This is a genomic window from Cyanobium sp. WKJ7-Wakatipu (genome assembly GCF_024345355.1).
GTDB classification, from domain to species: domain Bacteria; phylum Cyanobacteriota; class Cyanobacteriia; order PCC-6307; family Cyanobiaceae; genus Cyanobium_A; species Cyanobium_A usitatum.
This window is the reverse complement of sequence record NZ_JAGQAY010000034.1, coordinates 1-21,403: the sequence shown is the minus strand read 5'-3', so window position 1 is coordinate 21,403 and position 21,403 is coordinate 1. Positions and strand designations below refer to the sequence as shown.

The following is a 21,403-nucleotide window of genomic DNA, read 5'->3' as shown; positions in this document are numbered from 1 at the left end:
TCTGCTTCCGCTTCAACCGGCGTTTCTCAATGGTTGCGATGACGGAACGGATCGCCAATGCAGTCTGCTGCTGCACGCCTTGCACGGAGCGCGATCTCAGGCTTGCGGAGGCTTATGGGTAATCACGCTTTAAGCGGGACGAAAACGTCTAGTAAGAATCCAAATTTGAAGTGCGATTAGTTTAGGGAAGGTTCGTTCCATCGGGATCTTCGTTTTTTGATTTCAATTCAGAGCTTGTAATGCCAGCCCCAACCGTTCTTGTAACCGGAGCCTCCAGCGGAATTGGTGCGGAGACAGCCCGCCTATTGCTGGAGCGCGGCTGGCGTGTGTTTGCCGCTGCTCGGCGGCTGGAAGCAATGGAGCCCTTGGCAGCCTTGGGTGCCGAGGTGATGGCGTTGGATCTCATCGATGAGCACTCACGCCGCGAGCTCGCTGAGCAGCTCACCGCCAAGGTGGGTGCGCTCGATGCGCTGGTCAATAACGCCGGCTTCGGTGAAGTGGGTCCGCTCGAGACATTGCCCCTGGATCGAGCTCGGGCGATTTTCGAAGTCAACGTCTTTGGGCTGATGGGGCTCACCCAGCAGTTATTACCTGCCATGCGCGAGCGAGGTCGTGGTCGCATCGTCAATATCTCCTCTATTGCCGGTCGCTGGGTTTCACCCGGATCGGGGTGGTATGGGGCCAGCAAGTTTGCGCTGGAGGCCCTGAGCGATGCCTTGCGTCTCGAGCTCAAGGCCTTTGGTGTCAACGTGGTGGTGGTTGAGCCGGGCGTGATCGCTACTGACTTTGCCAATGTTGCTGCCCCCTCGATCGAGGGAGCTTTGTCTTGCAGCACCTACGGCAACATGATGCGGGCCGTTCGCAAGAGCTGGGATGCGGTCTACCGGGGTGCCTCCCAGCCGCTAGAGGTGGCACTAACAATCGAGCGAGCCCTCACCGACCCCACCCCATCAGCCCGTTACCTCTGCGGTCACCAGTCAGCCTCAGTGATCGCCAGCCGGATCCTGCCAACGCGACTGTGGGACAGCCTGATTCGCATTCAGATGACCTGATCACCGTCTGCACTCGTGGTGCTCTGAACCTTGCAGGCACGGAGCCCCATGACCCTCATTCCGGAAGGGTTCCGCGTGGTGCCTAGCCTGGAACTGGCCTCTGCCGATTGCCGACATGTGCCGCGACTGCTCCTGCGGACAGCCGGCGCCTGAGCCGCTCCCAGAACCAACCCGCCAGCTACCCCTTCACACGGCCCTGCTGCAGCGCAACGATGCCCAGGCGGCCTTCCTGCGCAAGCGCTTCGAAGCCGCAGGCGTCACGGTGGTGAACCTGCTCTCCTCCCCCGGCTCGGGCAAAACCGCTCTGCTCGAAGCCCTGGCCTAGCGCCTCGATCCCACCGGCTTGGCAGTGATCGTGGGCGATCTGGCCACCGACAACGACGCCCGCCGCCTCCAGGCTGCCGGGCTTACTGCGGTGCAGATCACCACCGGCCAGGCTTGCCACCTGGAGGCGCCCATGGTGGCCGAGGGTCTGCATCGCCTCCACCACCAGGGCATCAGCCTTGAGCAGCTTGAACTGCTGGTGATCGAGAACGTGGGCAACCTGGTGTGCCCCGGCGCCTACGACCTCGGCGAGAGCATGCGGGTGGTGCTGCTCTCCACCACCGAGGGAGAAGACAAGCCGCTCAAATACGCGCCGATCTTCCACGGCGCCGATCTGGTGCTGATCACCAAGAGCGACCTGGCCGAAGCGGTGGGCTTCGATCGCGCCGCCGCCCACGCCGCCATCGCCCGGGTGGCCCCCCACGCCCGCGTGCTGGAAACCTCGGCCCGCAGCGGCGCCGGCCTCGACGCCCTGATCAACGCCCTGGCGCGATGAGCGCGGCCCGGCTGCGCCTCTGGTGCCGCGGGGTTGTGCAGGGCGTGGGCTTCCGGCCGTTGGTGCATCGCCTCGCCGCTGACTTGCAACTGGTGGGCGTGGTGGAAAACGTCGCTGGCGCCGTAAGGCTGGAGTTGCAGGGGGAGCGCCGCTCGCTCGAGCTGCTGCTGCGGCGGTTGCCTGAGGCGTTGCAGCCCCCCGGCGCTCTTGAGCAACTGGCGCCCGAGTGGCTCCCGCCCCTCGTTCCGGCGCCGCCTGGCCTGCTTGCCCCGTCCCTCGTCGCCGATCTGGCCCCCTGCCCCACCTGTCTGGCGGAGCTCCACGATCCTGCCAACCGCCGCCACCGCTACCCCTTCATCAGCTGCAGCCAGTGCGGGCCGCGCTATTCGATCGCCACGGCCGAGCCCTATGCCCGCGCCCACACCACCCTGGCCGCCTTTCCGCTCTGCCCTGCCTGCCAGCGCGAGTTTGACGACCCCACAGATCGCCGCTTCCACGCCGAAACGATCGGCTGCCCCACCTGCGGTCCCCAGTTGCAGTGGCAGGGGGCCGGGACTGGGGTGCGGATCCGCTGGCGGCAGCCCTGGCCCTGCTGACGGCGGGCGGGATTCTGGCCCTGCAGGGGGTGGGCGGCTTCCAGTTGCTGGTGGCTGCCGGCGATCCGGCGGCGGTGGCCCGGTTGCGCCAGCGCAAGCACCGCCCCGCCAAACCCCTGGCCCTGCTGGTGGCCGAGCTCAAGGCGCGCTTGGCGGGCATGGAGCAGCCCGAGGCCCGCCAGCTGCTGGAGCTAGCCGATGCCCTGGTGAAAACCAGCGTCTGGCTGGTGGGCGGCGACGGCTGGGCCTACGACATCGGCTTCGGCGGGCTCGACCACGTGCTCGCTAGTGGCCGCGATGTCAATGCCCTGGTGCTCGACACCGAGGTGTATTCCAACACCGGCGGCCAGGCCTCCAAAAGCACTCCCCGGGGCGCGGTGGCCAAGTTTGCCGCCGCCGGTAAGGCGGCCCCCAAAAAAGACCTGGGCCTGATGGCGATGACCTACGGCACCGTCTATGTCGCGAGTGTGGCGATGGGGGCCCGCGACGAGCACACCATCCGCGTTTTTCTGGAGGCTGAGAGCTACCCGGGCCCGTCGCTGATCATTGCCTACTCCCACTGCATCGCCCACGGCATCGACATGGCCCAGGGCATGGCGCACCAGAAGCTGGCGGTGGATTCGGGCCGCTGGCTGCTCTACCGCTACGACCCCCGCCGGACCGAGCGCGGCGAGATTCCCCTGCAACTCGACAGCCCGGCGCCAAAGCGCTCGCTCAAGGAGGCTATGGAGCAGGAAAACCGCTTCCGCATGCTGCGCTACAGCCAGCCGGAGCGGGCCCAGGCCCAGTTGCAGGCCCTGGAGCGGGCCGGGGCGGCAGCGATCGTGCTGCATTCGCTGTTTGAGGAGCAGATCGAGCAGGAACAGCTCGACCTGCACCGCCATGCCATGGCCGGCGCCGATAGCTATGGCGAGGCGCTCACCTACGTGCCGGAGCCATCGATCTTCCATGGCGGCGAAGACCTCTACCTGCGCCATCTGGAGCAGGCCCGGCGCTGCCTTGCGGTGCCGGTGATCGCCAGCCTCAATGGCACTAGGGCGGGCCGCTGGGTGGAGTCGGCGCGGCGGATTGAGGCGGCCGGCGCCTCGGCCCTGGAGCTCAACATCTACGCCATCCCCACCGACCCCGAGCTCTCCAGCGCCGCCATCGAAGCCGAGGTGGAGGAGATCGTGCGGCAGGTGCGCGCCGAGGTGCGCCTGCCCCTGGCCGTGAAGCTCAGCCCCTTCTTCACCAACCTCAGCGCCATGGCCCGGCGCTTGGCGGTGGACGGCGCCGATGGGCTGGTGCTGTTCAACCGCTTCTACCAGCCCGATATCGACATCGAAACCATGGAGGTGCGGCCCAACCTGCTGCTTTCCACCCCCCACGACCTGCGCCTGCCGCTGCGCTGGATCGCCCTGCTGCACGGCAGCCACCCGGTGGATCTGGCCGCCAGTGGCGGCGTGCACCGGGGCACCGATGTGGTGCGGCTGTTGATGGCGGGGGCTTCGGTGACCCAGGTGGTGGGGGCGCTGCTGCGCCACGGCCCCGAGCGCTTGGCGGGCCTGGAGGAGGAGCTGGCCACCTGGCTGATGGAGCACGAGGTGGCATCGGTGGCGGAGCTGGTGGGCTGCATGAGCCAGCAGCGCTGCCCCAATCCGGCCGAATACGAGCGGGCCCAATACATGCGCGCCATCCAGGGCTACCGCCCCGCCGATGCCCGCCAGGCGCAGGGCCCCTGGTGAGTGCCGCCCTGCAAAGCCAAATCAATGGCCGGGTAGCTGAGCTGGCGGCCCAGCTTGCTGCCACTGCCAGCCGCCCCTGGACCCTGATGGAGGTGTGCGGCGGTCAGACCCACGCCATCCTGCGTTGGGGTCTTGATCAATTGCTGCCACCGGGGCTGCGGTTGATCCATGGCCCGGGCTGCCCGGTGTGCGTGACTCCGGCCGAACGCATCGACGCGGCCCTAGAGCTGGCGGTGCGCCCCGAGGTGATCCTTTGCTCCTATGGCGACATGCTGCGGGTGCCGGGCGGTGTCGCCGGCCACGATCTGCTCGGTGCGCGGGCTGCAGGCGGCGACGTGCGGCTGCTCACCTCGCCCCTACAGGCCATTGCCCTGGCCCAGGCGTGCCCTGAGCGCCAGGTGGTGTTTTTGGCGGTGGGCTTTGAAACCACGGCACCGGCCACCGCCCTGCTGCTCCGCCAGGCCCGGGCCCTGGGGCTCACCAACCTCACGGTGCTGCTGGCCCACGTGCGAGTGGCGCCGGCGATGGCGGCGTTGCTGCAGGAGCCCGGCAACCAGGTGCAGGGATTTTTGGCGGCGGGCCATGTGGGGGCGGTGATGGGCACCGCCGAGCTCGGGCAGTTGGTGCGGCGCCACCGGGTGCCGGTGGTGGTCACGGGCTTTGAGCCTGTCGATGTGATGGCCGCCCTGCTGCGGCTGGTGCAGTTGCTCGAGGCGGGCACCCCGGCGCTTGCCAATGCCTACGGCCGGGTGGTGCGCCAGCAGGGCAACGGCGCGGCCCAGGCCTTGCTGAAGGAGGTGTTTGCGGTGGTGGACCAGCCCTGGCGGGGTTTGGGCCCCATCGCTGGTGGTGGCTATGAGCTGGTTGCGGCCTACCGCGATTTCGATGCGCTGCTGCGGTTTTGCCTGCCCCCAGCGGCTGCTGCCCCGCCGCCGGAGCCCCTAGCCAGCCCCTGCATCAGCGGCCTGATCCTGCAGGGCCGCGCCCTCCCTCCCGACTGCCCGGCCTTCGGCTCGGCCTGCACCCCGGAGCGGCCGCTGGGGGCACCGATGGTGTCGAGCGAAGGGGCCTGCGCCGCCTATCACCGCTACCGGCGCCCGGCCCCATGAGCGACTGCATCCAGCTGGCCCATGGCGGCGGCGGCACCCTGATGCAGCAGCTGATCAACCAGGAGCTGCGGGCCCTCTACGCCGATCCGGCCCAGGTGCTGCACGATGCGGCCCGGCTCGAATTGCCGCCCGGCCCGCTTGCTTTCAGCACCGACGGCTACGTGGTGCAGCCACTGGAATTTCCCGGTGGTGATATCGGCAGCCTGGCGGTGATCGGCACCGCCAATGATTTAGCGATGGCCGGCGCCCGGCCCCTGCATCTGAGCGTGGCGCTGCTGCTGGAGGAGGGCTTGCCGCTGGCGCTGCTGCGGCGCCTGGTGGCCTCGATGGCTGCGGCGGCCCGGGCCTGCGAGCTCACGATCGTTACCGGCGACACCAAGGTGGTGGAACGGGGCAAGGCCGACGGCATATTCATCACCACCAGTGGCATCGGGGCGGTGCAGGCGCCGACGCCGATCCACCCCACGGCGATACGCCCGGGCGATCAGCTGCTGCTGAGCGGGGACCTGGGTCGCCATGGCGTGGCAATCCTGGCCGCCCGCCATGGCTTGGCCCTGGTGCCGCCCGTGCTCAGCGACTGCGCGCCGCTCTGGCCCCAGGTGCGGGCCCTGCTGGAGGCCGGGGTTCGGATTCACTGCCTGCGCGACCTCACCCGCGGCGGCCTGGCCAGTGCCCTGCATGAGCTAGCGGAGGCGGCCGCGGTGGAGCTGGCGATTGAGGAGGCCCGCCTGCCGGTGCTGGAGCCCGTGGCGCGCACCTGTGAGCTGCTGGGCTTTGAGCCCTTGCACCTGGCCAATGAGGGTCGCTTTGTGGTGGTGGTGCCGCCCCAGGCCCGCGATCAGGCCCAGACCCTGCTGGCGGCCAGTGGCGGAGCCTGGATTGGCAGCGTGCGGCCGGCCAGCAAGGGAGCGCGGGTGCTGCTCACCACCTCTTTTGGCACCGAGCGCCTGCTGCTGCCCCTCAGCGGCGAGCTGCTGCCCCGCATTTGCTGAACCCGCCAGCTGTCTTAGGGTGATCTGACGCCCCTGCCAAGAGTTGTGGGTCGATGGATCTCACCCCTTTTCTGAGCAGCCTGGAGGGCACCACCCTCGACCAGGTGCTGTTGTCGATTGCGATCAGCGGCAAGGTGGCGGTCAGCGGCAAGGTGGCGGTCAGCGGCAAGGTGGCGATCGCCATGAAGGGTCGCTTTCTGTTGCGATCAGTGTGCGAGAGCTTTCAAGATCGCACCCGCATCGGCTGTGCCGTCACCGATGAGGCCACCTGCCTGGCCTATCTGGCGCGGGAGCCCTACGAGCTGTTGATCTGCACCGACTACCTGGAGGATGGCAATGGCTTCGAGCTGGCCCGCAAGGCGCGCAGTGCCCATCAGGGCTTGCGGGTGGTAGTGCTGGCTTTGGGGGATGTGATCCCGGCCCAATACGTTGAGGCTTCCTGGCTGGAGGCCGTAGTGGCGGAAGCCGATTTCATCGGCGATCAGCGGCCCCTGCAGGCAGCTGTGCTGGCGGTGATGGGGCGGCACTCCTACCGCAGCCCTTCGCTGCGTTCCGGCACCCTGCCCTACCTGAGCTGCCCGCGGCTCACTAAGCGCGAATACGAAGTGCTTGATCTGCTGGCCAGCGGCCTCACCGATCGGGAGATTGCTGAGCGACTGGTGGTGAGCGAGGAAACCGCCAAGACCTACACCAAGCGACTGCTTAAGACCCTCGACGTCAATAACAGGTTGCAGGCCGTGCTCAAGGGCATGCGTTGCGGCATGGTGCAGCTCTGACGCCTTACAGATTGTCCCCGTATGGGGGGCTCGGTAAACCTGCCCAGAAGCGCACACTCGAGCTAGGCCCCATCGGGTTCTTTGCGGCCGCCCAGCCGGAGTGCCATGACAATCTCCCTACCCGCACCAGGTCTCACCATTGGTGAATTGGAAGCGAACTATCCGCTTTATTGCAAGGCCATGCGCCTGTTGATTCGCGAGGGCAAGACGATCGCCAAGGTGCGCCGCACCGTTTGCTGGCAGCGGCTGGAGATCCTGCACAATTGCCTGCCGACTCAATACCGCGAGCCCGATTATTTATTCGCCTTGCTGCAGCGGGAGTTGAGCGCTTGCCTCTAGGCGTCGCTTGCTTTTTGCAGCTGGGGATCGAGAACCCACAGGGCTAATCCGCCGCCCCGCCCCCTGGCCAGCAGCCAGCCGTTATCGGCGGCGCCTGAGCGAGCGATCAGGGCGAAAAATGGGCGCCGGCGTGGCTCCGGCTGCCGGCTGATCGCTTGGCGCCAGAGGCTGTGGCGGCCGAGCCGCAATTCCAGCTGGTCAAACCAAAACTCCAATAACGGCCTGCGGCCCCGCAGATTGCCGCTGCCGCTGAAGCGCAGCTGCAACGCCCCGAGCTGAACGCTGTTCACCACCTTGAGATCACCCCTTTCCATAGAAGGGGCGTCTGGAGTGACGTCTCCTGTGGCGATGCTCAGACTTGCCTGCAGGCCCCGCAGCAGGGCTGCCGTGGCGGGGTTGGGTTGGGCCTTGCCCTTGCTCCAGAGCAGCTGGAGCCGCCAGCGGCCAAACAGCTGCTCTGCCGTAATCGCGGAGCCCTGGCGACGGCTGAGCTGCTCAAGTGCCAGCGCCTGTTCGCCACTGGGAATTTCGCTAGTAGGCATTTTGCTACTGGGCATCAGACGTCGAAGTTGGCCTTGAGGTAGCGCTCTAAAAAGATGCCTGGTGGTAGCTCAGTTGGCAACTCGAATTTCATGCCCAAGTAGGTCTGAAGGGAATCGTCTGAAAACCCCATCGTCAGTAAGGAGGTAAGAGCGGGGGGTAATGCCAAAGGGAATGACCTTGCGCTTCATGGCTCAGGTCTGGCTTAAAGTCAACCGTCAGTTTTCGCGGAATTGGTTGATCTTGATTCGCTTACGGCGCTCGATGCCCTGCAGTGGCTGCGTACGAGTGAAGAGGTCTCTAAGCGCTTCGGCCTAAGTCAGACCACCGTCAGCAGGCAATCGCGGAAATGTCTGGATCTTTTTGGCCTTGACCTCCAGCGCATTGAGGGCGAGTGGAACACCGTTGGCGATGCGACGATCTTGGCGCTGGAGCGCTGCGTTCATCAAGTGGCGAGGTGGCAGGGGCGTAGGCCCCTGCGCCTGGAGGCGACCTATTGGTCAGGCCCCTTGTTGTGTACTCCTGTGCCAGATAATTGGATTCTTGGCCTTGCCAATATTGTTGGAGTGCCGCGTAATTTTCAGCTAGTTAGGGAGAGGATTGTTGATGTCTGCCTTACCAGCTTGCCTGATTGCCCCCTTGCAGGCGACCCCGAGCTGACCTCGATTACCCTGTCGAAGATGCCGGTATTTTTTGTTACTAGGCCTGGTCATCCTTTGATTAATCAAGCCCAGCTGTCTTTTGATGATATTGCCAAATATCCAACCCTTGGTCTGCCGCCAGGCGCCTATCCCAGGGTTGAGGCTTGCTTAAAGAAGCTTGGCTTCTGGAACGATCATGTGCGAATGTTTCGCTATAAGCGCGAAAATTGGGAGGGTAAAATGGAGGCGGAGCTCACTATCGGATATGCCACATCACTCAGCATGGAAGTTTCTGGGGGTGATTTAGTCAGGCTGCCCTTGGAGTTGCCATTTGCCTCCGGGGAGGCGCTTGTGTGCCGCCGAGATTTTATTGATCATCCTCGTTTGCATTCCTTGCAAGCTTTGCTGCTTTCCCGCCTGGCTGGGTTAGCTGAGCGACACGGCGATATCCAGTTGATCGGCAATCACTAGTTTTTGTAATTTTGTGGCTGGTACAATCGCTGGCTCGCTGAGTTGCCGCCGGCTGCGCAAGGAGACCGCAAATGATTAATTATGTAAAAACTGAATAACTACGCATAATTCGTTACCCTCGGCCTGGTGTTTTTGCTTTTTTGCGTTAAGATAATTTCGGCTTGCTGGGGAGCGCGGGGGTGGTTGAGCTTGAATGGCTAGCTGCCTTAGATGGTTTGATCTGGCTGCGCACCGGGCATAAGGTTGAGGCCAGGCTTCAGATCGGCCAGTCCAGTGTGAGTCGCTTGAGTCGCAAGTGCGCCGATGTTTTTGGCCTCTCCCTGGCCAGGCGAGGCTCCGAGTGGCACCTCGATGGTGATACGACACTTCTAAACCTTGAGCGCCGCGTTCACCAGGCGGTGCGGTGGACCCGTGGCGGCCCTTTGCGTCTGGAGGCGCAGCACTGGTCGGGCCCGTTGCTCTGTGAGCCGGCTCCAGCAGGTTGGATTGCCGGGTGTTTTCACTTTCATGAATACGAAAGGCCGCTGCAGCTGCTGAGGGAAGGGGTGATCGACGCTTGGATCACTTCCTATCCCGATGTGCCAGCTGCCACTGACCCAACCATTGCCTGCATTGGCTTGAGCAGGATGCCGATCTGGCTGGTGGTCGATCAATCTCACCCGTTGCTGGAGCTTGGTGAGCAGGTGACGTTTGCTGATGTGGCTGCCTATCCCTGTATGCCCATGCCTGATGGCGCCTTTCCTAAATTTCAGGCTGTTCTGGAAGCCTGTGGCTTGTGGAATGGCGGCAGCCCAGAACTGATTCGGAATCCTTCCTGGTTTGGGCAGGTTAATTCTGAAGATCTCGTTGTTGGTTTCGCCACTCCCCTCTCCTTGCTTCTTAGTGACGATTGCTGCAGGGTGCTGCCCCTAGAGCTGCCATTAGAGGTTGGCGATGCCCTCCTAGTGCCAAGGCAATACGAGCGTGCGCCCCAAACGCTGCAGTTGCTGGCGCAACTTCGTTTGCGTTTGGAGAGCCTCGCCGACGCTGCTCCAGGCTTGGTGGTGTTAGACGGGTTCGAGCACCCAAGTGCTGCCCCAAGCGACCAGCCCTTTAAGGAGCAATGGCTGCCAAGCGCACCCTCAATGCCAAAAACCTCGAAGGCCTAGGCGCGGCCGTCCTCGCCGAATTGCTGATTGAGGTGAGCGCTGGTAGTGCGGTGATGCAGCGCCGTTTGCGGCTGGCGCTAGCTGCGGCCGAGGGTGCCGGCGGAGCGGCCCAGGAGGTGCGCAAGCGCTTGGCAGCCCTGGCCCGCGCCACCACCTATGTCGATTCGCGCAAGCGCAAAGCCTTGGTGGTTGATCTGGAGGCCCAGCACCAGGCCATCGCTGGACCGGTGGCGGCAGTAGATCCGCCGCTGGCTCTGGAGTTGCTGCTGCGTTTTCTCGAGTTGGCAGATGGTGTGCTGGATCGCTGCTCCGACAGCACGGGCACCGTGGTTGGCCTGTTCCAGAGGGCCGTGCTTGACCTCGGGCCGCTGGCCAGCGCGGCCGCCATGCCCGCCGAAGCGCTGGCTGAGCAGCTGCTGGAGCTGGTGTTTGAAAACGGCTACGGACAATTTGACGACTTGATCCCGGCGGTGGCCGATGCCCTTGGCGATCCGGGCTTGCGACTTCTCGAGCAAGGCTGCCGCGACCGGGGTGCCTGCGCTGGTCACCCAGCCCTGCTGCAGATCGCTGAATGCCTGGGTGATGTGGATGGCTATGTGACCCAGTTTGATGCCAAGCAATTGGCCTGGCCCCCTACCGCCGCGGATGTGGCTGGCCATTTGCTGCAGGCGGGCCGCAGCCTGCAGGCCCTGGCCGTGCTGGATGGTGCCGCCAGTGCTGCTGCTACCTGGCATTCCCCCGAGTGGAACGACACCCGCATCGCCGTGCTTGAGGCCCTGGGCCGCAACGACGAGGCCCAGCAGTTGCGTTGGGCTTGTTTTGCCAAAACCCTCTCGGCTTGCCATTTGCGCGACCACCTCAAACGGCTTGCCGCCTTTGAGGACGTGGAGGTGGAGGAGCGGGCCTTTGCGCTGGCAGAGGACCATCCCATGCGGCTGCTGGCCCTCGACTTTCTTGTGCGCTGGCCCGCGGTAGCGCGGGCTGGGCGCCTAGTGCTCACCCATGGGCCCGACTGGGATGGTGAGGCATACGAAATCCTTGCCCCAGCGGCTGAGCGGCTCAGCGCTGATCAGCCGCTAGCCGCCACGGTGCTGCTGCGGGCGATGCTGGTGTTTGCTCTATCGACAGGCCGCACCAAGCGCTACCGGCACGCCGCCGAGCACCTGCGGACCTGTGAGCTTTTGGCCGCCCGTATCGACGCTTGGCAGGGCGTGGAGCGCCACGAGAGCTTCGTGGGTCGCATTCGGGAGACCTTTGGCGGCCGCTGGAGCTTCTGGTCTCTGGTGGAGCGCTGAGGTTCTGGCAGGGTGGTCCCTAATTCACAGGAAAAGCCGTTTCTTTGAATAAGCTGGCTGCGTATTCAAAGTTGCTGGGGGGTAATGCGGCGCGAGGCCACCGGCCACTACGAGGACAGTGCCACCGCCGGGGAAACGGTGCGGGCTTTTGTGCCCGACCCCTGCCGCCAGACCCCCCGGTGTTGCTTGAGGGTCCACTGCAGGCGCTGCATGAGCGGGCGCTGCTGGCCTGCGGCCGCATTGATGGCGTCTCCACCCTGCTGCCCAACCCCGAGCTGTTCCTCTACGCCTACGTGCGCCGCGAGGCCCTGCTCTCCTCCCAGATCGAGGGCACCCAGTCGTCGCTTTCTGATCTGCTGCTGTTCGAGCTGCAGGAAGCACCCGGCGTTCCCTTTGACGATGTGGTGGAGGTCTCCAGCTATGTGGCCGGGCTGGAGTATGGCCTGACCAGGCTGGCGGAGGGGTTCCCGCTCTCCTGTCGCCTGCTGCGCGAGATCCACGGCCGGCTGCTGAGCCTTGGACGCGGCGCCGATCGCCTGCCGGGGGTGTTCCGCCGCAGCCAGAACTGGATCGGTGGCACCCGCCCAGGCAATGCCCGCTTCGTGCCGCCTCCGCCGTGGCTAGTAGAGGACTGCATGGGTTTGCTGGAGCAGTTCATCCATGGCGGCCACCACGGTGAGCACTCTCTGCCAGTGCTGGTACGTGCCGCCCTGGCCCACGTGCAGTTAGAGACGATCCACCCGTTTCTCGATGGCAACGGCCGCCTGGGCCGGCTGCTGATTGTGCTGATGCTGATCGAGGCTGGCCTGCTCCAGCAGCCGCTGCTCTACCTGAGCTTGTTCTTCAAACAGCACCGCCGCCGCTACTACGAGCTGCTCGATGGCGTGCGCCAGCAGGGCGATTGGGAGGCCTGGATCGAGTTCTTTCTGGAGGGTGTGGAGAGCACGGCTTCGGCGGCTGTGGCTACTGCTCAGCGGCTGCTGGCCCTGTTTCATACGGATGAAGCGCGGCTGGAAGCACTGGGCCGATCAGGCCCCAGCGTGCGCTTGGGCTATGCCGCTTTGCGCCGGCGGCCGCTCACCAGCACCAAGCAGCTCAAGGAGCTGAGCGGACTGAGTTTCCCCACCGCCGGCAAGGCCCTCGAGATCCTGGTGGAACTCGGCATCGCCCGGGAAATCACCGGCGGCCAGCGCAATCGTCTGTTCGCCTACGACGCCTACCTGGCGATCCTCAGCGAGGGAACTGAGCCGCTCTGAGCTTTCTGCTCCATCGCATCGGCCAGCCGCGTCCGTGCAGTTGATTTGGAAACGCCCCCTGTTGGATTCGAACCAACGACCGGCTGCTTAGAAGGCAGCTGCTCTATCCGGCTGAGCTAAGGGAGCAGCCGTAGCCATGATCGCTCAGCAGGTGGGTGCCACACAACTGCGGCCCTGGCGCCAAAGTGGCTGTAGTGATCTTTTCTGAAATGCGGCTCGCCCTGCTGTTTTCTGCTGCTGGCCTGCTGGCCCTTGCGGCTCCCTTGGGCGCCCAGGCAGTGACCTTGGATGAGGCCTGCGGCAAATTTGCCGGCAAGCTCAGTGCCGCCCAGGCTGCGGGTGATACCCAAAAAGCCCAGACGATCTATAAGGAGGGTTCGGCGCGCATCGCCTCGAGGTTCAACGGTGCCAGCTGCCCGAACGTCAAACCACCAACCCCCTAAACCTGCTGGCTCTTTCGGCCTACACTGGTCTGCTGCGCAACTCTCGCCCCATGGCTGCCACCCGGCTCACTGACAGCCAGAAGATCGAGATCGTGGCTCGCTATCGCGCTGGTGAAGTAAGCGCCGAGCTGGCAGAGGCCTATGGCTGCAGCACCAACACGGTGAGCCGGGTGGTGAAGGCTGGGCTAGAGCCAGCTGAGTACGAGCAGCTCAAGCAGCAACGCATCCGGCCGCAGAAAGTCTCACAAGAACAAGCACCTCCAGAACTAGCTCCATCAGAGCCTGAACCACCTGCGCTTGAGCTGCCAGAGCCGGCCGGCGACGACGAAGACCATGCGGTGCTGGCAATCGATGACGCCGATGATTTTGGCGATGACGCCAATGACCTCGACTTCGCTGACGACGACCTAGCCGACCAGTTTGTGGCCGTGCCGCTGTTGCTGGTGGATCACGTTGGCGAGCCGGCCCAATGCCAGCCGCTCGCAGATGCGCCCCTTCCAGCCAGCGTTTACATGCTGGTGGATAAAACAGTGGAGCTCCAAGCCAAGCCGCTCAAGGACTTCCCCGAACTTGGCCAGCTACCCGATGGCGAAGAGGAGCGGCAGGCCCTGATGGTGTTTGCTAATCCCCGCCAGGCCAAACGCCACTGCGGCCGCACCCAGCGGGTGATCAAGGTGCCAGACACTCGCATCTTGGAGCGCACGGCGCCCTACTTGATCGCCCAGGGCATCAGCCGGGTGGTGATGGAAGGCAGCCTCTACTCTTTGCCAGGCAGTTAATCGCCCGGCAGTTGCTCGTTGCGGGGGATGAGCAGGGCGGCGCTGCAGCCGCCGCTGAGTACGCCAATTACTAGAGCAATGCCCACCAGAAAACCGGCTGGCAGGGGGGTGCTGCGGGCAAAACCCAGGTTGAGGCTGGGGCGCTGGTCGAGGTTTTGAGCACCCAGGCAGAGGATCGCTAGCAGCAAGCCACCGCCCAGCAGGCTTGATACAAGCAGGCGCAGGCGCACGACCATCAGGGCAACAGGAGAACGCTTTGGCGGCAGTCTGCCCGGTCAGGGCTCCTGGTGCAGCAGGGCGTAGAGATCCCGCTTGCTGTGGCCGGTGCGCTCGGCCAGCAGCTTGGCGGCGGCGTTGCTGCTGTGGCCGGCCAGCTGCAGCTCCTGCAGCTCGGCGCTCAGGGCAGCGCTATCCCAGGCCAGGGGCTCTGGCGGCAGGGCGCCTGCTAACACCAGGGTGCATTCCCCCTGGGGCGGCGTGCGGCGGAAGTGCTCGATGGCTGCGCTCACGCTGGGCCCCACCTGCTCTTCGTGCTTTTTGGTGAGTTCGCGGGCCACTCGCAGGGGCCGATCACCCAGCACCGCCAGCAGATCGTCGAGTAGGTCGAGCAGCCGGTGCGGCGCTTCAAACAGCACCATGGTGCGCTGCTCAGCTTGCAGTTCCTGCAGTCGCTGGCGGCGCTGGTTGGTCTTGGGCGGCAGGAAGCCCTCAAAGCAGAAGCGGCCGCACGGCAGGCCACTGCTCACCAGCGCGGTGGTGACGGCGCTGGGGCCGGGAATGCAAATCACGTTGTGCCCAGCAGTGCGGGCGGCCGCCACCAGCACCTCGCCGGGATCGGAGATGCCCGGCAGCCCGGCGTCACTGATCACGGCCAGGGCTTCGCCGGCGGCGAGGGCGGCGAGCAGTTCGGGGACGCGGGCGGTTTGGTTGTGGGCGTGGAAGCTCACCAGCCGCGGCCCCTGCTCCTTATGGCGTAGCCCGAGCTGATGCAGCAGCAGGCCGCTGCGTCGGGTGTCTTCGCAGGCGATGCGCTGCACGCCGGCGAGCACCTGGCGGGCGCGGGGTGAGAGGTCGGCCAGGTTGCCGATGGGGGTGCCCACCAGGTAGAGCACGCCGGGGGCGGGTTCGGGGGCTTGCACGGCTTGGGGTGGGCTCCTGCAAAATGCTGAACCCTGCCAACCCATGATGCCGGCTGCCCTCCCCCTGCCCTCAGGCATTGCGCTCGAAGGCTTGCTTGTGGAGCTGCGGCGGCTGAGCTGGGGCGCGGCCGACATCCTGCTGGCTTACGGTCGCGGCGAGCAGCCCCCCTATGGCTTTCCGCCGGCGTTGAGCGTGGATGAGGGCGGCGAGGGTCCGGTGAGTGCGGCGGATCTGGCGGTGAACCAGTGGTTGCTGGAGGGCCTGGCCGCAGCTTTCCCAGCGGCTGAGTGGACTGTGCTGAGCGAGGAAACTGCCAAGGAGCAGCTCACTGAAGGCGAGCCCCTGGCGGCGGAGTGGCTGTGGATCCTCGATCCCCTCGATGGCACTAAAGACTTCCTGCAGGGCACGGGCGAATATGCGGTGCATCTGGCCCTGGTGCACGGAGGCGAGCCGGTGCTGGGGGCGGTGCTGCTGCCGGAGCTGGAGGAGCTGTGGCTGGGCGTGATGCCGGGGTTGGCGGGCTCGGCAGGAGAGGCCTGGTGCGAAAGTCGAGCTGGTGTGCGCTCGCCCGTGCGCTTCAGCGGCCGCCGCGCCCTGGGGGAGCTGGTGTTGGTGGCCAGCCGCAACCACCGCGACCAGCGGCTCGAGCAGCTGCTGGAGGCCCTGGCCCTGGGCGACACCAAGGCGATCGGCAGCGTGGGCGGCAAGGTGGCCACGATCCTGCGCGGTGAGACGGATCTCTATATCTCCCTGTCGGGCAAGAGCGCCCCGAAGGATTGGGATATGGCCGCTCCTGAGGCGGTGCTCCGCGCCGCCGGTGGCGCCTTCAGCCATGCCGACGGCCGCGCCCTGGCCTACAACAGCGGCGATGTACGCCAGGCCGGCTGTCTAATCGCCAGCCACGGCCTAGCCCACGCCGAATTGTGCGAAAAAGCGGCGGATGCGATGGCTTTGATTGATCCTGGTTTTGTTGTTTGAGGGCCAGAGGGTGATGGCTGGAGGGGAGTGGTCGCTTTTTACTGGTGGACTTAGCTAGGACTTAGCCAGATACGAAAATGTAGTTGGCCCTCCCCGGTCTTCAGTTTTTAGTTGGCGCTAGGGCGATCCCACTTATGCTCTGATTTCCAACAAAAAAGCCGGCCTTGCAGGGCCGGCTCTAAGTGCTCGAGGCCAAATTTAGAAAGGGCTAGTTAGCAGCCCTCCTTTTCAATCACTCCGGTGCAGGGGCTTCGCTTTGGGGCACACCGCGCAGGGTGAGGTTGATGCGGCCGCGGTTGTCGATTTCGCGTACGCGCACGGTTACCTGATCACCCACGTTCACCACATCTTCCACTTTCTCTACCCGGGCTTCGGAGAGTTGGGAGATGTGAATCATCCCTTCCTTGCCTGGCAGGATCTCCACGAAGGCACCTATTGGGATCACGCGGGTCACGGCACCGCTGAATACCTCGCCTTCGCTGATGCGACGGGTGAGGCCTTCGATGATGCGCTGGGCCTCTTCGGCGGCAGCGCCATCGTGGCTGGCAATCGTGACGATGCCGCCATCTTCGATGTCGATCTTGGTGTTGGTGCGCTCGGTGATGCCCTTGATTGTGCGGCCGCCGGGGCCGATCACGGTGCCGATCAGTTCCGGATCAATGCGGAAGCTGAGCAGGCGTGGGGCGTGCGGCGACATGGTGTCGCGGGGCTTGTCGATCGCCTCGAGCATCTTCTCGAGGATGTGCAGCCTGGCAGGGCGAGCCTGGTTAACGGCTTCAGCCACGGTTTTCATGTCTAGACCCGTGATCTTCATGTCCATCTGCAGGGCGGTGATGCCCTTTTCGGTGCCGGCCACCTTGAAGTCCATATCGCCAAGGAAATCTTCGATGCCTTGGATGTCGGTGAGGATGCGCACCTCCTCGCCCTCCTTGATCAGGCCCATGGCGGCTCCGCTCACTGGTGCCTTAAGGGGCACGCCCGCATCCATCAGGGCGAGGGTGCTGCCGCACACCGAACCCATCGAGGTGGAGCCGTTGGAGCTGAGGCACTCCGACACCACGCGCAGCACGTAGGGGAAGGACTCCTTGTTGGGCAGCACGGGCACAATCGCCCTCTCAGCCAGGGCGCCGTGGCCAATTTCGCGGCGGCCGGGGGAGCGCATCGGCTTGGTTTCGCCGGTGGAGTAGGGGGGGAAGTTGTAGTGGTGGAGGTAGTGCTTCTCGGTGGACGGGTTGAGGTCGTCCATTTCCTGGGAGTCGCTCGGGGTGCCGAGGGTGGCGCAGGAGAGCACCTGGGTGAGGCCGCGCTGGAACAACGCTGAGCCGTGCACCCGCTTAGGCAGTACGCCGGCGGCGGCGCTGATCGGCCGCACTTCATCAAGGTTGCGGCCATCGACACGCTTGCCCTCCTGGAGGATTTGGGAGCGCATCAGCTTTTTGGTGAGGTCCTTGTAGCTGTTGCCCAGGGCCTTGCCGCTGGAAGCGGAGCGGATCGGGTCGTCTTCGGCTAGGGCGGCGATCTTCTCGCTCACATCGGCCTTGATGGCGTCGAGCTTCTCGTCGCGTTCGGTTTTGGTTTGGGAGAACTGCTTGAGCACCTCACCGATGCCACCGGCACATTCCTTTTCAAGGAAGTTGGGCAGGGTTGGGTCGATGACTTGGGGTTCGGGGATCACCTGCTCGATGCCGAGCTCCTTGAGCAGGTTTTGCTGCGCCTTGATCAGTTCGCACACCGCTTCGTAGCCGAAGTCGATCGCTTCGATCACGTCTTGCTCGGGCAGCTGGTTGGCACCGGCTTCCACCATCACCACGCCCTGGGGCGTGCCAGCTACCACCAGATCAAGCTCGCTGCGCTCGATTTCGCGGAAGCTGGGGTTGAGCACGAAGTCGTCGCCCAGCAGGCCCACCCGCACGGTGGCCATGGGGCCATAGAAGGGGATGCCGGCCAGCAGGGTTGCCATCGAGGCGCCGGTGACGGCGAGCACATCGGGTGGCACGCGCTCATCGAGGGAGAGGCAGGTGGCCACGATCTGGATGTCATCGCGCATCCAGCTGGGGAATAGGGGCCGGATCGGCCGATCGATCAGGCGGCAGGTGAGGATCGCCCGCTCAGAGGGACGGCCTTCGCGACGGAAAAAGCTGCCAGGGATGCGCCCAGCGGCGTAGAGACGCTCTTCGTAATCGCAGGTTAGGGGCAGAAAATCGATGCCTGGGCGACCGCCGGAGCGGGTGGCGGTGACCAAAACCGAGGTATCACCACACTCAACCATCACCGAGCCCCCAGCCTGGGGGGCGAAACGACCGGTGGTCAGCCGGATCTCCCGACCATCGAAGGAGATCGACTGAGTTTGTCCTTGCACGTGCGCTTATGTCCTGTTGTTGTCAGGGACCATTCTCGCATTTAGGCCGTTACTACTGGGGCATCCTTCGCTTTTTATCGCGTTTATGGCCTTTCTTGGCCATAAAAAAAGCGCCCGTAGGCGCCTTAGGAATCTTTGGCTGATTACCAGGAAGACTTGACCACTCCTGGCAGCTCACCCTTGTGGGCACGCTCGCGCAGCTGGTTGCGGCACAGACCGAAATCGCGGTAGTAGCCCCGGGGCTTGCCGGTGGCCCAGCAGCGGTTGCGCACGCGGTTGGGAGCGCTGTTGCGGGGCAGCAGCTGGATTTTACGGTGAATTTCCAGACGCTCCATGGGACCTGCAGCGGCGTCGAAAGCTGCCTTGAGGGCAGAGCGCTTGGCGGCAAAACGCTCAACCATCTTTTTGCGCTTGACATCGCGCGCAATCATCGACTTCTTCGCCATGCGGCCTGAACTGCGATCGGATAGGTTCTTTCGATCTTACCTTGCGGCGGTGAGGCTCACCGCCCAAGCAGCTGCTGCACGACCGGTAGCTGGGAGGTGTCCTTGACGATCAGCACCACGCTCAAGCCCACCAGGAAGACAAAGCCCGACTGCATGAAAGCCATCTGAAAGCGCTCGGGCAGGGGCTTACCCCTTAGGCCCTCGAGCAGCAGAAACACGAACTGACCGCCATCGAGCAGGGGGAGCGGCAGGGCATTGAGCACCGCCAGGTTGATTGAGATCAAGGCGGTGAAGATGAACAGGCTGCTGCCGCCCTGCTTGGCCAGCGACGCCCCCATTTCCACAATTTTTACGGGGCCAGATACCTGGCCGGCGGTCTCGCCGAAGTGGGTGGCGAGGGTCACGAACCCTTCCACGGTGCGGCTGGTGAGGGCGGCGAAGTCGTGGTTGGCCTGGCGGAAGGGCTCCAGGGGCGTGCGGGCGGGGCGGAAGGCCTCGGTGCCATTGGGTTGCAGCTGGGCGCCGATGCGGCCAACGCCGCCGAGATCGGCGGGGGTGAGATTTAGGGGCAGGGATTGGCCGTTGCGCTCGGCTTCGAGGCGCAGGGTTTGCTCGGGGGCGGCCTTGATGCGCTCCACCAAGGCGGCAACGGCGCTTTGGCCGCCGCCAAGATCGCTGCCATTGAGGCTCAAGATTCGGTCGCCCGGCTGGAGGCCGGCGGCTGCAGCGGCTAGGCCGGGCTGCACGCCACTCACCAGAACGCCGGGGCTGGCGCTGAAACCGGCGGGTATGCCGAGCACCAGGCCCTGGCCGAGTAGCACCGCATAGGCGAGCACCAAGTTGGCCAACACGCCGGCGGCGATCACCAGGGCCCGCTGGGCTAGGGGCCGGTTGCTGAGCAGGTTGGGGTCGTTTTTGGGGATGGGGCTGTCTTCATCGTCATCGGGAAAGGCCACGAAGCCGCCCAGGGGAATGGCTCTTAGGGCGAATTGCACACCGCGGCGCTGGCGCTCGATCAGCACCGGCCCAAAGCCGATAGAGAAGCTGCTGACTCGGATTCCCTGCAAGGTGGCGGCAAAGAAATGCCCCGCCTCGTGCACCACGATCAGCCCCGCCAGGATCGCCAGTGCTGTGAGAACGCCCATCCAGGCCCCGCTATTTATGCATCCATTGTGCTGGGTTTGCCTGGGGGCAGGGGGGCGGCATGCACGCTTGAGCGCTGAACTAAGTCTTGGCTAAGTCCAGTTGCTGCAGCCGTGTGTTCCCCGCCGAATCCGGGCCGTGGCAGCAGCAGCTCGTCTCTTAAGATCCCGCCTCAGCAGTAGTTGTTTTTACCCATATGACTCGCTTCTTGAGTGCCCTGATCTGCGCCACCTTGCTGCAACTGCCCGCCTCAGCAGAGCCGCAGGCAGTGCAAGAAGCCCAAACCGAGGCGCTGGCCACTGAGGCCCAGAACCCGATCTCGAATTTGGTCAGTGTTCCGTTTCAGTACAACCTCACCCCGGGCATTGGGCCCAATGAAGACCAAACCCAGAGCCTGCTGAATATTCAGCCAGTGGTGCCGTTTTCGCTCAGCCCGGATCTCACTTTGGTGACCCGCACGATTCTGCCGCTGCTGAGCCAGCCGACGGCAACGGGCAATCAAAATGGCATCGGCGATCTAAACCCCAGCTTCTTCTTCGTGCCCAAGGGCAGGGGCGCTTGGACCGTTGGTTTTGGCCCCACGCTTGTATTACCAACGGCTAGCGATAGCAGCCTGGGCCGGGGTAAGTGGTCTGCGGGGCCGGCGGCGGTGGCGGTGTACAGCAAGGGCCCCTGGGTGGCTGGGGCGCTGGTGAACAACGTCTGGTCGTTTGCGGGCAATAGCGATCGCAGCTCGGTGAGTGCTTTCCTGCTGCAGCCCTTCATTAACTTCAACCTGCCCCATGGCTGGTATCTGGTGACCTCGCCGATCATCACCGCCAACTGGCGGGCGACCAGTGGCGACCAGTGGATTCTGCCGGTGGGCGGCGGTGTGGGCCGCTTGTTTCGCATCGGCAAGCAACCGATCAATGCCTCGCTACAGGCTTACGCCAATGTGGTGAAGCCTGATCTTTTTGGTGACGTTACGATCCGGGCCCAGATTCAGTTTTTGTTCCCGAAGTAGGTGAGGCGGCTCCGGCACTGTCCCTAGATACGCGGCCTAGACACGCGCGATTAGCTGAACCCTCAGTCAATCGTGCATGCCTATCTGCCCCGGTCGGCTCGATAAGTATTCCCTGCGCTCGTTATCGAGTACCTGGTATTTCAGCCGGTGCTGAATGTTGATGCGCCGTGAGTAGGCGCCGCTCAGATCGCCAACAAGGGCTTCGTAGGGCGGTGGCCATGCCTTCACGTGATTACCCAGCTCACTCCGCACAGGGCGAACTGGTCGCATAGACTGGTACGCATATACCAGTTAGCCCATGTCGCGCAGTGCCGTCCAGTTTCAGAAAGGCCTCTCGCTGCCTGAGTTCCAAC

General features: G+C 64.4%; 24 protein-coding genes and 1 tRNA gene. 17 read left to right on the top strand and 8 right to left on the bottom strand.

Annotation, left to right across the window (positions count from 1 at the left end; translation table 11 throughout):
* The first annotated feature begins 239 nt into the window (after positions 1-239).
* The 9 genes from KBY83_RS13655 (at position 240) to KBY83_RS13615 (ending at position 7,408) form a co-directional block, all read left to right on the top strand.
* Positions 240-1,052 (top strand): SDR family NAD(P)-dependent oxidoreductase, encoded by an 813-nt coding sequence (locus KBY83_RS13655; RefSeq protein ID WP_255020089.1) that lies wholly within the window; start codon positions 240-242, stop codon positions 1,050-1,052.
* A 115-nt stretch (positions 1,053-1,167) separates the two neighbouring features.
* Positions 1,168-1,377, top strand: coding sequence for a hypothetical protein (locus KBY83_RS13650; protein WP_255020087.1), 210 nt, complete (start codon positions 1,168-1,170; stop codon positions 1,375-1,377).
* 24 nt (positions 1,378-1,401) lie between these two features.
* Positions 1,402-1,872, top strand: a complete 471-nt coding sequence (hypB, locus tag KBY83_RS13645; RefSeq protein ID WP_255020092.1) for a hydrogenase nickel incorporation protein HypB — start codon at positions 1,402-1,404, stop codon at positions 1,870-1,872.
* Complete coding sequence (locus KBY83_RS13640) at positions 1,869-2,468, top strand: acylphosphatase (protein ID WP_255020085.1); 600 nt, start codon at positions 1,869-1,871, stop codon at positions 2,466-2,468. The genes hypB and KBY83_RS13640 overlap by 4 nt, the downstream gene beginning before the upstream one ends.
* The gene (locus KBY83_RS13635) at positions 2,411-4,192 is read left to right on the top strand and encodes a dihydroorotate dehydrogenase-like protein (protein WP_315858987.1); all 1,782 of its coding nucleotides are present in this window, start codon (positions 2,411-2,413) and stop codon (positions 4,190-4,192) included. Before KBY83_RS13640 ends, KBY83_RS13635 begins: the two co-directional genes overlap by 58 nt.
* Before the next feature lie 86 nt (positions 4,193-4,278).
* Positions 4,279-5,301, top strand: a complete 1,023-nt coding sequence (gene hypD / locus KBY83_RS13630; RefSeq protein ID WP_396094052.1) for a hydrogenase formation protein HypD — start codon at positions 4,279-4,281, stop codon at positions 5,299-5,301.
* The gene (gene hypE / locus KBY83_RS13625; RefSeq protein ID WP_255020083.1) at positions 5,298-6,293 is read left to right on the top strand and encodes a hydrogenase expression/formation protein HypE; all 996 of its coding nucleotides are present in this window, start codon (positions 5,298-5,300) and stop codon (positions 6,291-6,293) included. Before hypD ends, hypE begins: the two co-directional genes overlap by 4 nt.
* Before the next feature lie 53 nt (positions 6,294-6,346).
* On the top strand, positions 6,347-7,069 hold the full coding sequence (locus KBY83_RS13620) for a response regulator transcription factor (RefSeq protein WP_255020081.1): 723 nt from the start codon (positions 6,347-6,349) through the stop codon (positions 7,067-7,069).
* Between the two features lie 105 nt (positions 7,070-7,174).
* Positions 7,175-7,408, top strand: a complete 234-nt coding sequence (locus KBY83_RS13615) for a DUF3136 domain-containing protein (protein ID WP_255020079.1) — start codon at positions 7,175-7,177, stop codon at positions 7,406-7,408.
* On the opposite strand, the gene KBY83_RS13610 is transcribed toward KBY83_RS13615, so the two are convergent.
* The gene (locus KBY83_RS13610; protein ID WP_255020078.1) at positions 7,405-7,950 is read right to left on the bottom strand and encodes a hypothetical protein; all 546 of its coding nucleotides are present in this window, start codon (positions 7,948-7,950) and stop codon (positions 7,405-7,407) included. The genes KBY83_RS13615 and KBY83_RS13610 overlap by 4 nt on opposite strands.
* 231 nt (positions 7,951-8,181) lie before the next feature.
* Here KBY83_RS13610 and KBY83_RS13605 point away from each other — a divergent pair, with 231 nt between their 5' ends.
* The 4 genes from KBY83_RS13605 (at position 8,182) to KBY83_RS13590 (ending at position 12,759) form a co-directional block, all read left to right on the top strand.
* Positions 8,182-9,060: a LysR family transcriptional regulator substrate-binding protein gene (locus KBY83_RS13605; protein WP_255020077.1), complete on the top strand. Its 879-nt coding sequence runs from the start codon at positions 8,182-8,184 to the stop codon at positions 9,058-9,060.
* 179 nt (positions 9,061-9,239) lie between these two features.
* Positions 9,240-10,208, top strand: coding sequence for a hypothetical protein (locus KBY83_RS13600; protein ID WP_255020075.1), 969 nt, complete (start codon positions 9,240-9,242; stop codon positions 10,206-10,208).
* Complete coding sequence (locus tag KBY83_RS13595; RefSeq protein WP_255020073.1) at positions 10,163-11,503, top strand: DUF6880 family protein; 1,341 nt, start codon at positions 10,163-10,165, stop codon at positions 11,501-11,503. Before KBY83_RS13600 ends, KBY83_RS13595 begins: the two co-directional genes overlap by 46 nt.
* Before the next feature lie 179 nt (positions 11,504-11,682).
* A complete protein-coding gene (locus KBY83_RS13590; protein WP_396094047.1) occupies positions 11,683-12,759 on the top strand; it encodes a Fic family protein in 1,077 nt (358 codons plus the stop codon).
* A 52-nt stretch (positions 12,760-12,811) separates the two neighbouring features.
* On the opposite strand, the gene KBY83_RS13585 is transcribed toward KBY83_RS13590, so the two are convergent.
* Positions 12,812-12,885, bottom strand: a tRNA-Arg gene (locus tag KBY83_RS13585).
* An 83-nt stretch (positions 12,886-12,968) separates the two neighbouring features.
* On the opposite strand from KBY83_RS13585, the gene KBY83_RS13580 reads away from it, so the two are divergent.
* Together KBY83_RS13580 and KBY83_RS13575 are read left to right on the top strand one after the other, a co-directional pair.
* A complete protein-coding gene (locus tag KBY83_RS13580) occupies positions 12,969-13,202 on the top strand; it encodes a hypothetical protein (protein WP_255020070.1) in 234 nt (77 codons plus the stop codon).
* Between the two features lie 50 nt (positions 13,203-13,252).
* Complete coding sequence (locus KBY83_RS13575; RefSeq protein WP_255020069.1) at positions 13,253-13,981, top strand: hypothetical protein; 729 nt, start codon at positions 13,253-13,255, stop codon at positions 13,979-13,981.
* Here KBY83_RS13575 and KBY83_RS13570 read toward each other — a convergent pair.
* Both KBY83_RS13570 and rsmI read right to left on the bottom strand, forming a co-directional pair.
* Positions 13,978-14,217, bottom strand: coding sequence for a hypothetical protein (locus tag KBY83_RS13570; protein WP_255020068.1), 240 nt, complete (start codon positions 14,215-14,217; stop codon positions 13,978-13,980). The two genes, KBY83_RS13575 and KBY83_RS13570, sit on opposite strands and share 4 nt — an antisense overlap.
* Before the next feature lie 39 nt (positions 14,218-14,256).
* The gene (gene rsmI / locus KBY83_RS13565) at positions 14,257-15,165 is read right to left on the bottom strand and encodes a 16S rRNA (cytidine(1402)-2'-O)-methyltransferase (RefSeq protein ID WP_255020067.1); all 909 of its coding nucleotides are present in this window, start codon (positions 15,163-15,165) and stop codon (positions 14,257-14,259) included.
* Here rsmI and KBY83_RS13560 point away from each other — a divergent pair.
* Positions 15,164-16,099 carry a 3'(2'),5'-bisphosphate nucleotidase CysQ gene (locus KBY83_RS13560; RefSeq protein ID WP_255020066.1) on the top strand — a complete coding sequence of 312 codons (936 nt, stop codon included), beginning with the start codon at positions 15,164-15,166 and terminating at the stop codon, positions 16,097-16,099. The genes rsmI and KBY83_RS13560 overlap by 2 nt on opposite strands.
* A 232-nt stretch (positions 16,100-16,331) precedes the next feature.
* Here KBY83_RS13560 and KBY83_RS13555 read toward each other — a convergent pair whose 3' ends face one another.
* The 3 genes from KBY83_RS13555 to rseP form a co-directional block, all read right to left on the bottom strand.
* On the bottom strand, positions 16,332-18,458 hold the full coding sequence (locus tag KBY83_RS13555) for a polyribonucleotide nucleotidyltransferase (protein ID WP_255020064.1): 2,127 nt from the start codon (positions 18,456-18,458) through the stop codon (positions 16,332-16,334).
* Positions 18,459-18,601: 143 nt separating this feature from the next.
* Positions 18,602-18,904, bottom strand: a complete 303-nt coding sequence (gene rpsN, locus KBY83_RS13550) for a 30S ribosomal protein S14 (protein ID WP_254931164.1) — start codon at positions 18,902-18,904, stop codon at positions 18,602-18,604.
* A 56-nt stretch (positions 18,905-18,960) separates the two neighbouring features.
* Positions 18,961-20,049 (bottom strand): RIP metalloprotease RseP, encoded by a 1,089-nt coding sequence (gene rseP, locus KBY83_RS13545; RefSeq protein ID WP_255020063.1) that lies wholly within the window; start codon positions 20,047-20,049, stop codon positions 18,961-18,963.
* A 194-nt stretch (positions 20,050-20,243) separates the two neighbouring features.
* Here rseP and KBY83_RS13540 point away from each other — a divergent pair, with 194 nt between their 5' ends.
* Complete coding sequence (locus KBY83_RS13540) at positions 20,244-21,050, top strand: neuromedin U (RefSeq protein ID WP_255020062.1); 807 nt, start codon at positions 20,244-20,246, stop codon at positions 21,048-21,050.
* A gap of 66 nt (positions 21,051-21,116) precedes the next feature.
* On the opposite strand, the gene KBY83_RS13535 is transcribed toward KBY83_RS13540, so the two are convergent.
* Positions 21,117-21,320, bottom strand: coding sequence for a type II toxin-antitoxin system YoeB family toxin (locus tag KBY83_RS13535; protein WP_255020060.1), 204 nt, complete (start codon positions 21,318-21,320; stop codon positions 21,117-21,119).
* Between the last annotated feature and the right edge of the window lie 83 nt (positions 21,321-21,403).

Excerpts from the sequence above, each read along its gene's own strand:
- KBY83_RS13655 (WP_255020089.1), top strand. The coding sequence starts at position 240 with ATGCCAGCCCCAACCGTTCTTGTAACCGGAGCCTCCAGCGGAATTGGT.
- KBY83_RS13650 (WP_255020087.1), top strand. The coding sequence starts at position 1,168 with ATGTGCCGCGACTGCTCCTGCGGACAGCCGGCGCCTGAGCCGCTCCCA.
- KBY83_RS13640 (WP_255020085.1), top strand. The coding sequence starts at position 1,869 with ATGAGCGCGGCCCGGCTGCGCCTCTGGTGCCGCGGGGTTGTGCAGGGC.
- hypD (WP_396094052.1), top strand. The coding sequence starts at position 4,279 with ATGGAGGTGTGCGGCGGTCAGACCCACGCCATCCTGCGTTGGGGTCTT.
- hypE (WP_255020083.1), top strand. The coding sequence starts at position 5,298 with ATGAGCGACTGCATCCAGCTGGCCCATGGCGGCGGCGGCACCCTGATG.
- KBY83_RS13620 (WP_255020081.1), top strand. The coding sequence starts at position 6,347 with ATGGATCTCACCCCTTTTCTGAGCAGCCTGGAGGGCACCACCCTCGAC.
- KBY83_RS13615 (WP_255020079.1), top strand. The coding sequence starts at position 7,175 with ATGACAATCTCCCTACCCGCACCAGGTCTCACCATTGGTGAATTGGAA.
- KBY83_RS13610 (WP_255020078.1), bottom strand. The coding sequence starts at position 7,950 with ATGCCTACTAGCGAAATTCCCAGTGGCGAACAGGCGCTGGCACTTGAG.
- KBY83_RS13595 (WP_255020073.1), top strand. The coding sequence starts at position 10,163 with ATGGCTGCCAAGCGCACCCTCAATGCCAAAAACCTCGAAGGCCTAGGC.
- KBY83_RS13580 (WP_255020070.1), top strand. The coding sequence starts at position 12,969 with ATGCGGCTCGCCCTGCTGTTTTCTGCTGCTGGCCTGCTGGCCCTTGCG.
- KBY83_RS13575 (WP_255020069.1), top strand. The coding sequence starts at position 13,253 with ATGGCTGCCACCCGGCTCACTGACAGCCAGAAGATCGAGATCGTGGCT.
- KBY83_RS13570 (WP_255020068.1), bottom strand. The coding sequence starts at position 14,217 with ATGGTCGTGCGCCTGCGCCTGCTTGTATCAAGCCTGCTGGGCGGTGGC.
- KBY83_RS13560 (WP_255020066.1), top strand. The coding sequence starts at position 15,164 with ATGATGCCGGCTGCCCTCCCCCTGCCCTCAGGCATTGCGCTCGAAGGC.
- rsmI (WP_255020067.1), bottom strand. The coding sequence starts at position 15,165 with ATGGGTTGGCAGGGTTCAGCATTTTGCAGGAGCCCACCCCAAGCCGTG.
- rpsN (WP_254931164.1), bottom strand. The coding sequence starts at position 18,904 with ATGGCGAAGAAGTCGATGATTGCGCGCGATGTCAAGCGCAAAAAGATG.
- rseP (WP_255020063.1), bottom strand. The coding sequence starts at position 20,049 with ATGGGCGTTCTCACAGCACTGGCGATCCTGGCGGGGCTGATCGTGGTG.
- KBY83_RS13540 (WP_255020062.1), top strand. The coding sequence starts at position 20,244 with ATGACTCGCTTCTTGAGTGCCCTGATCTGCGCCACCTTGCTGCAACTG.
- KBY83_RS13535 (WP_255020060.1), bottom strand. The coding sequence starts at position 21,320 with ATGCGACCAGTTCGCCCTGTGCGGAGTGAGCTGGGTAATCACGTGAAG.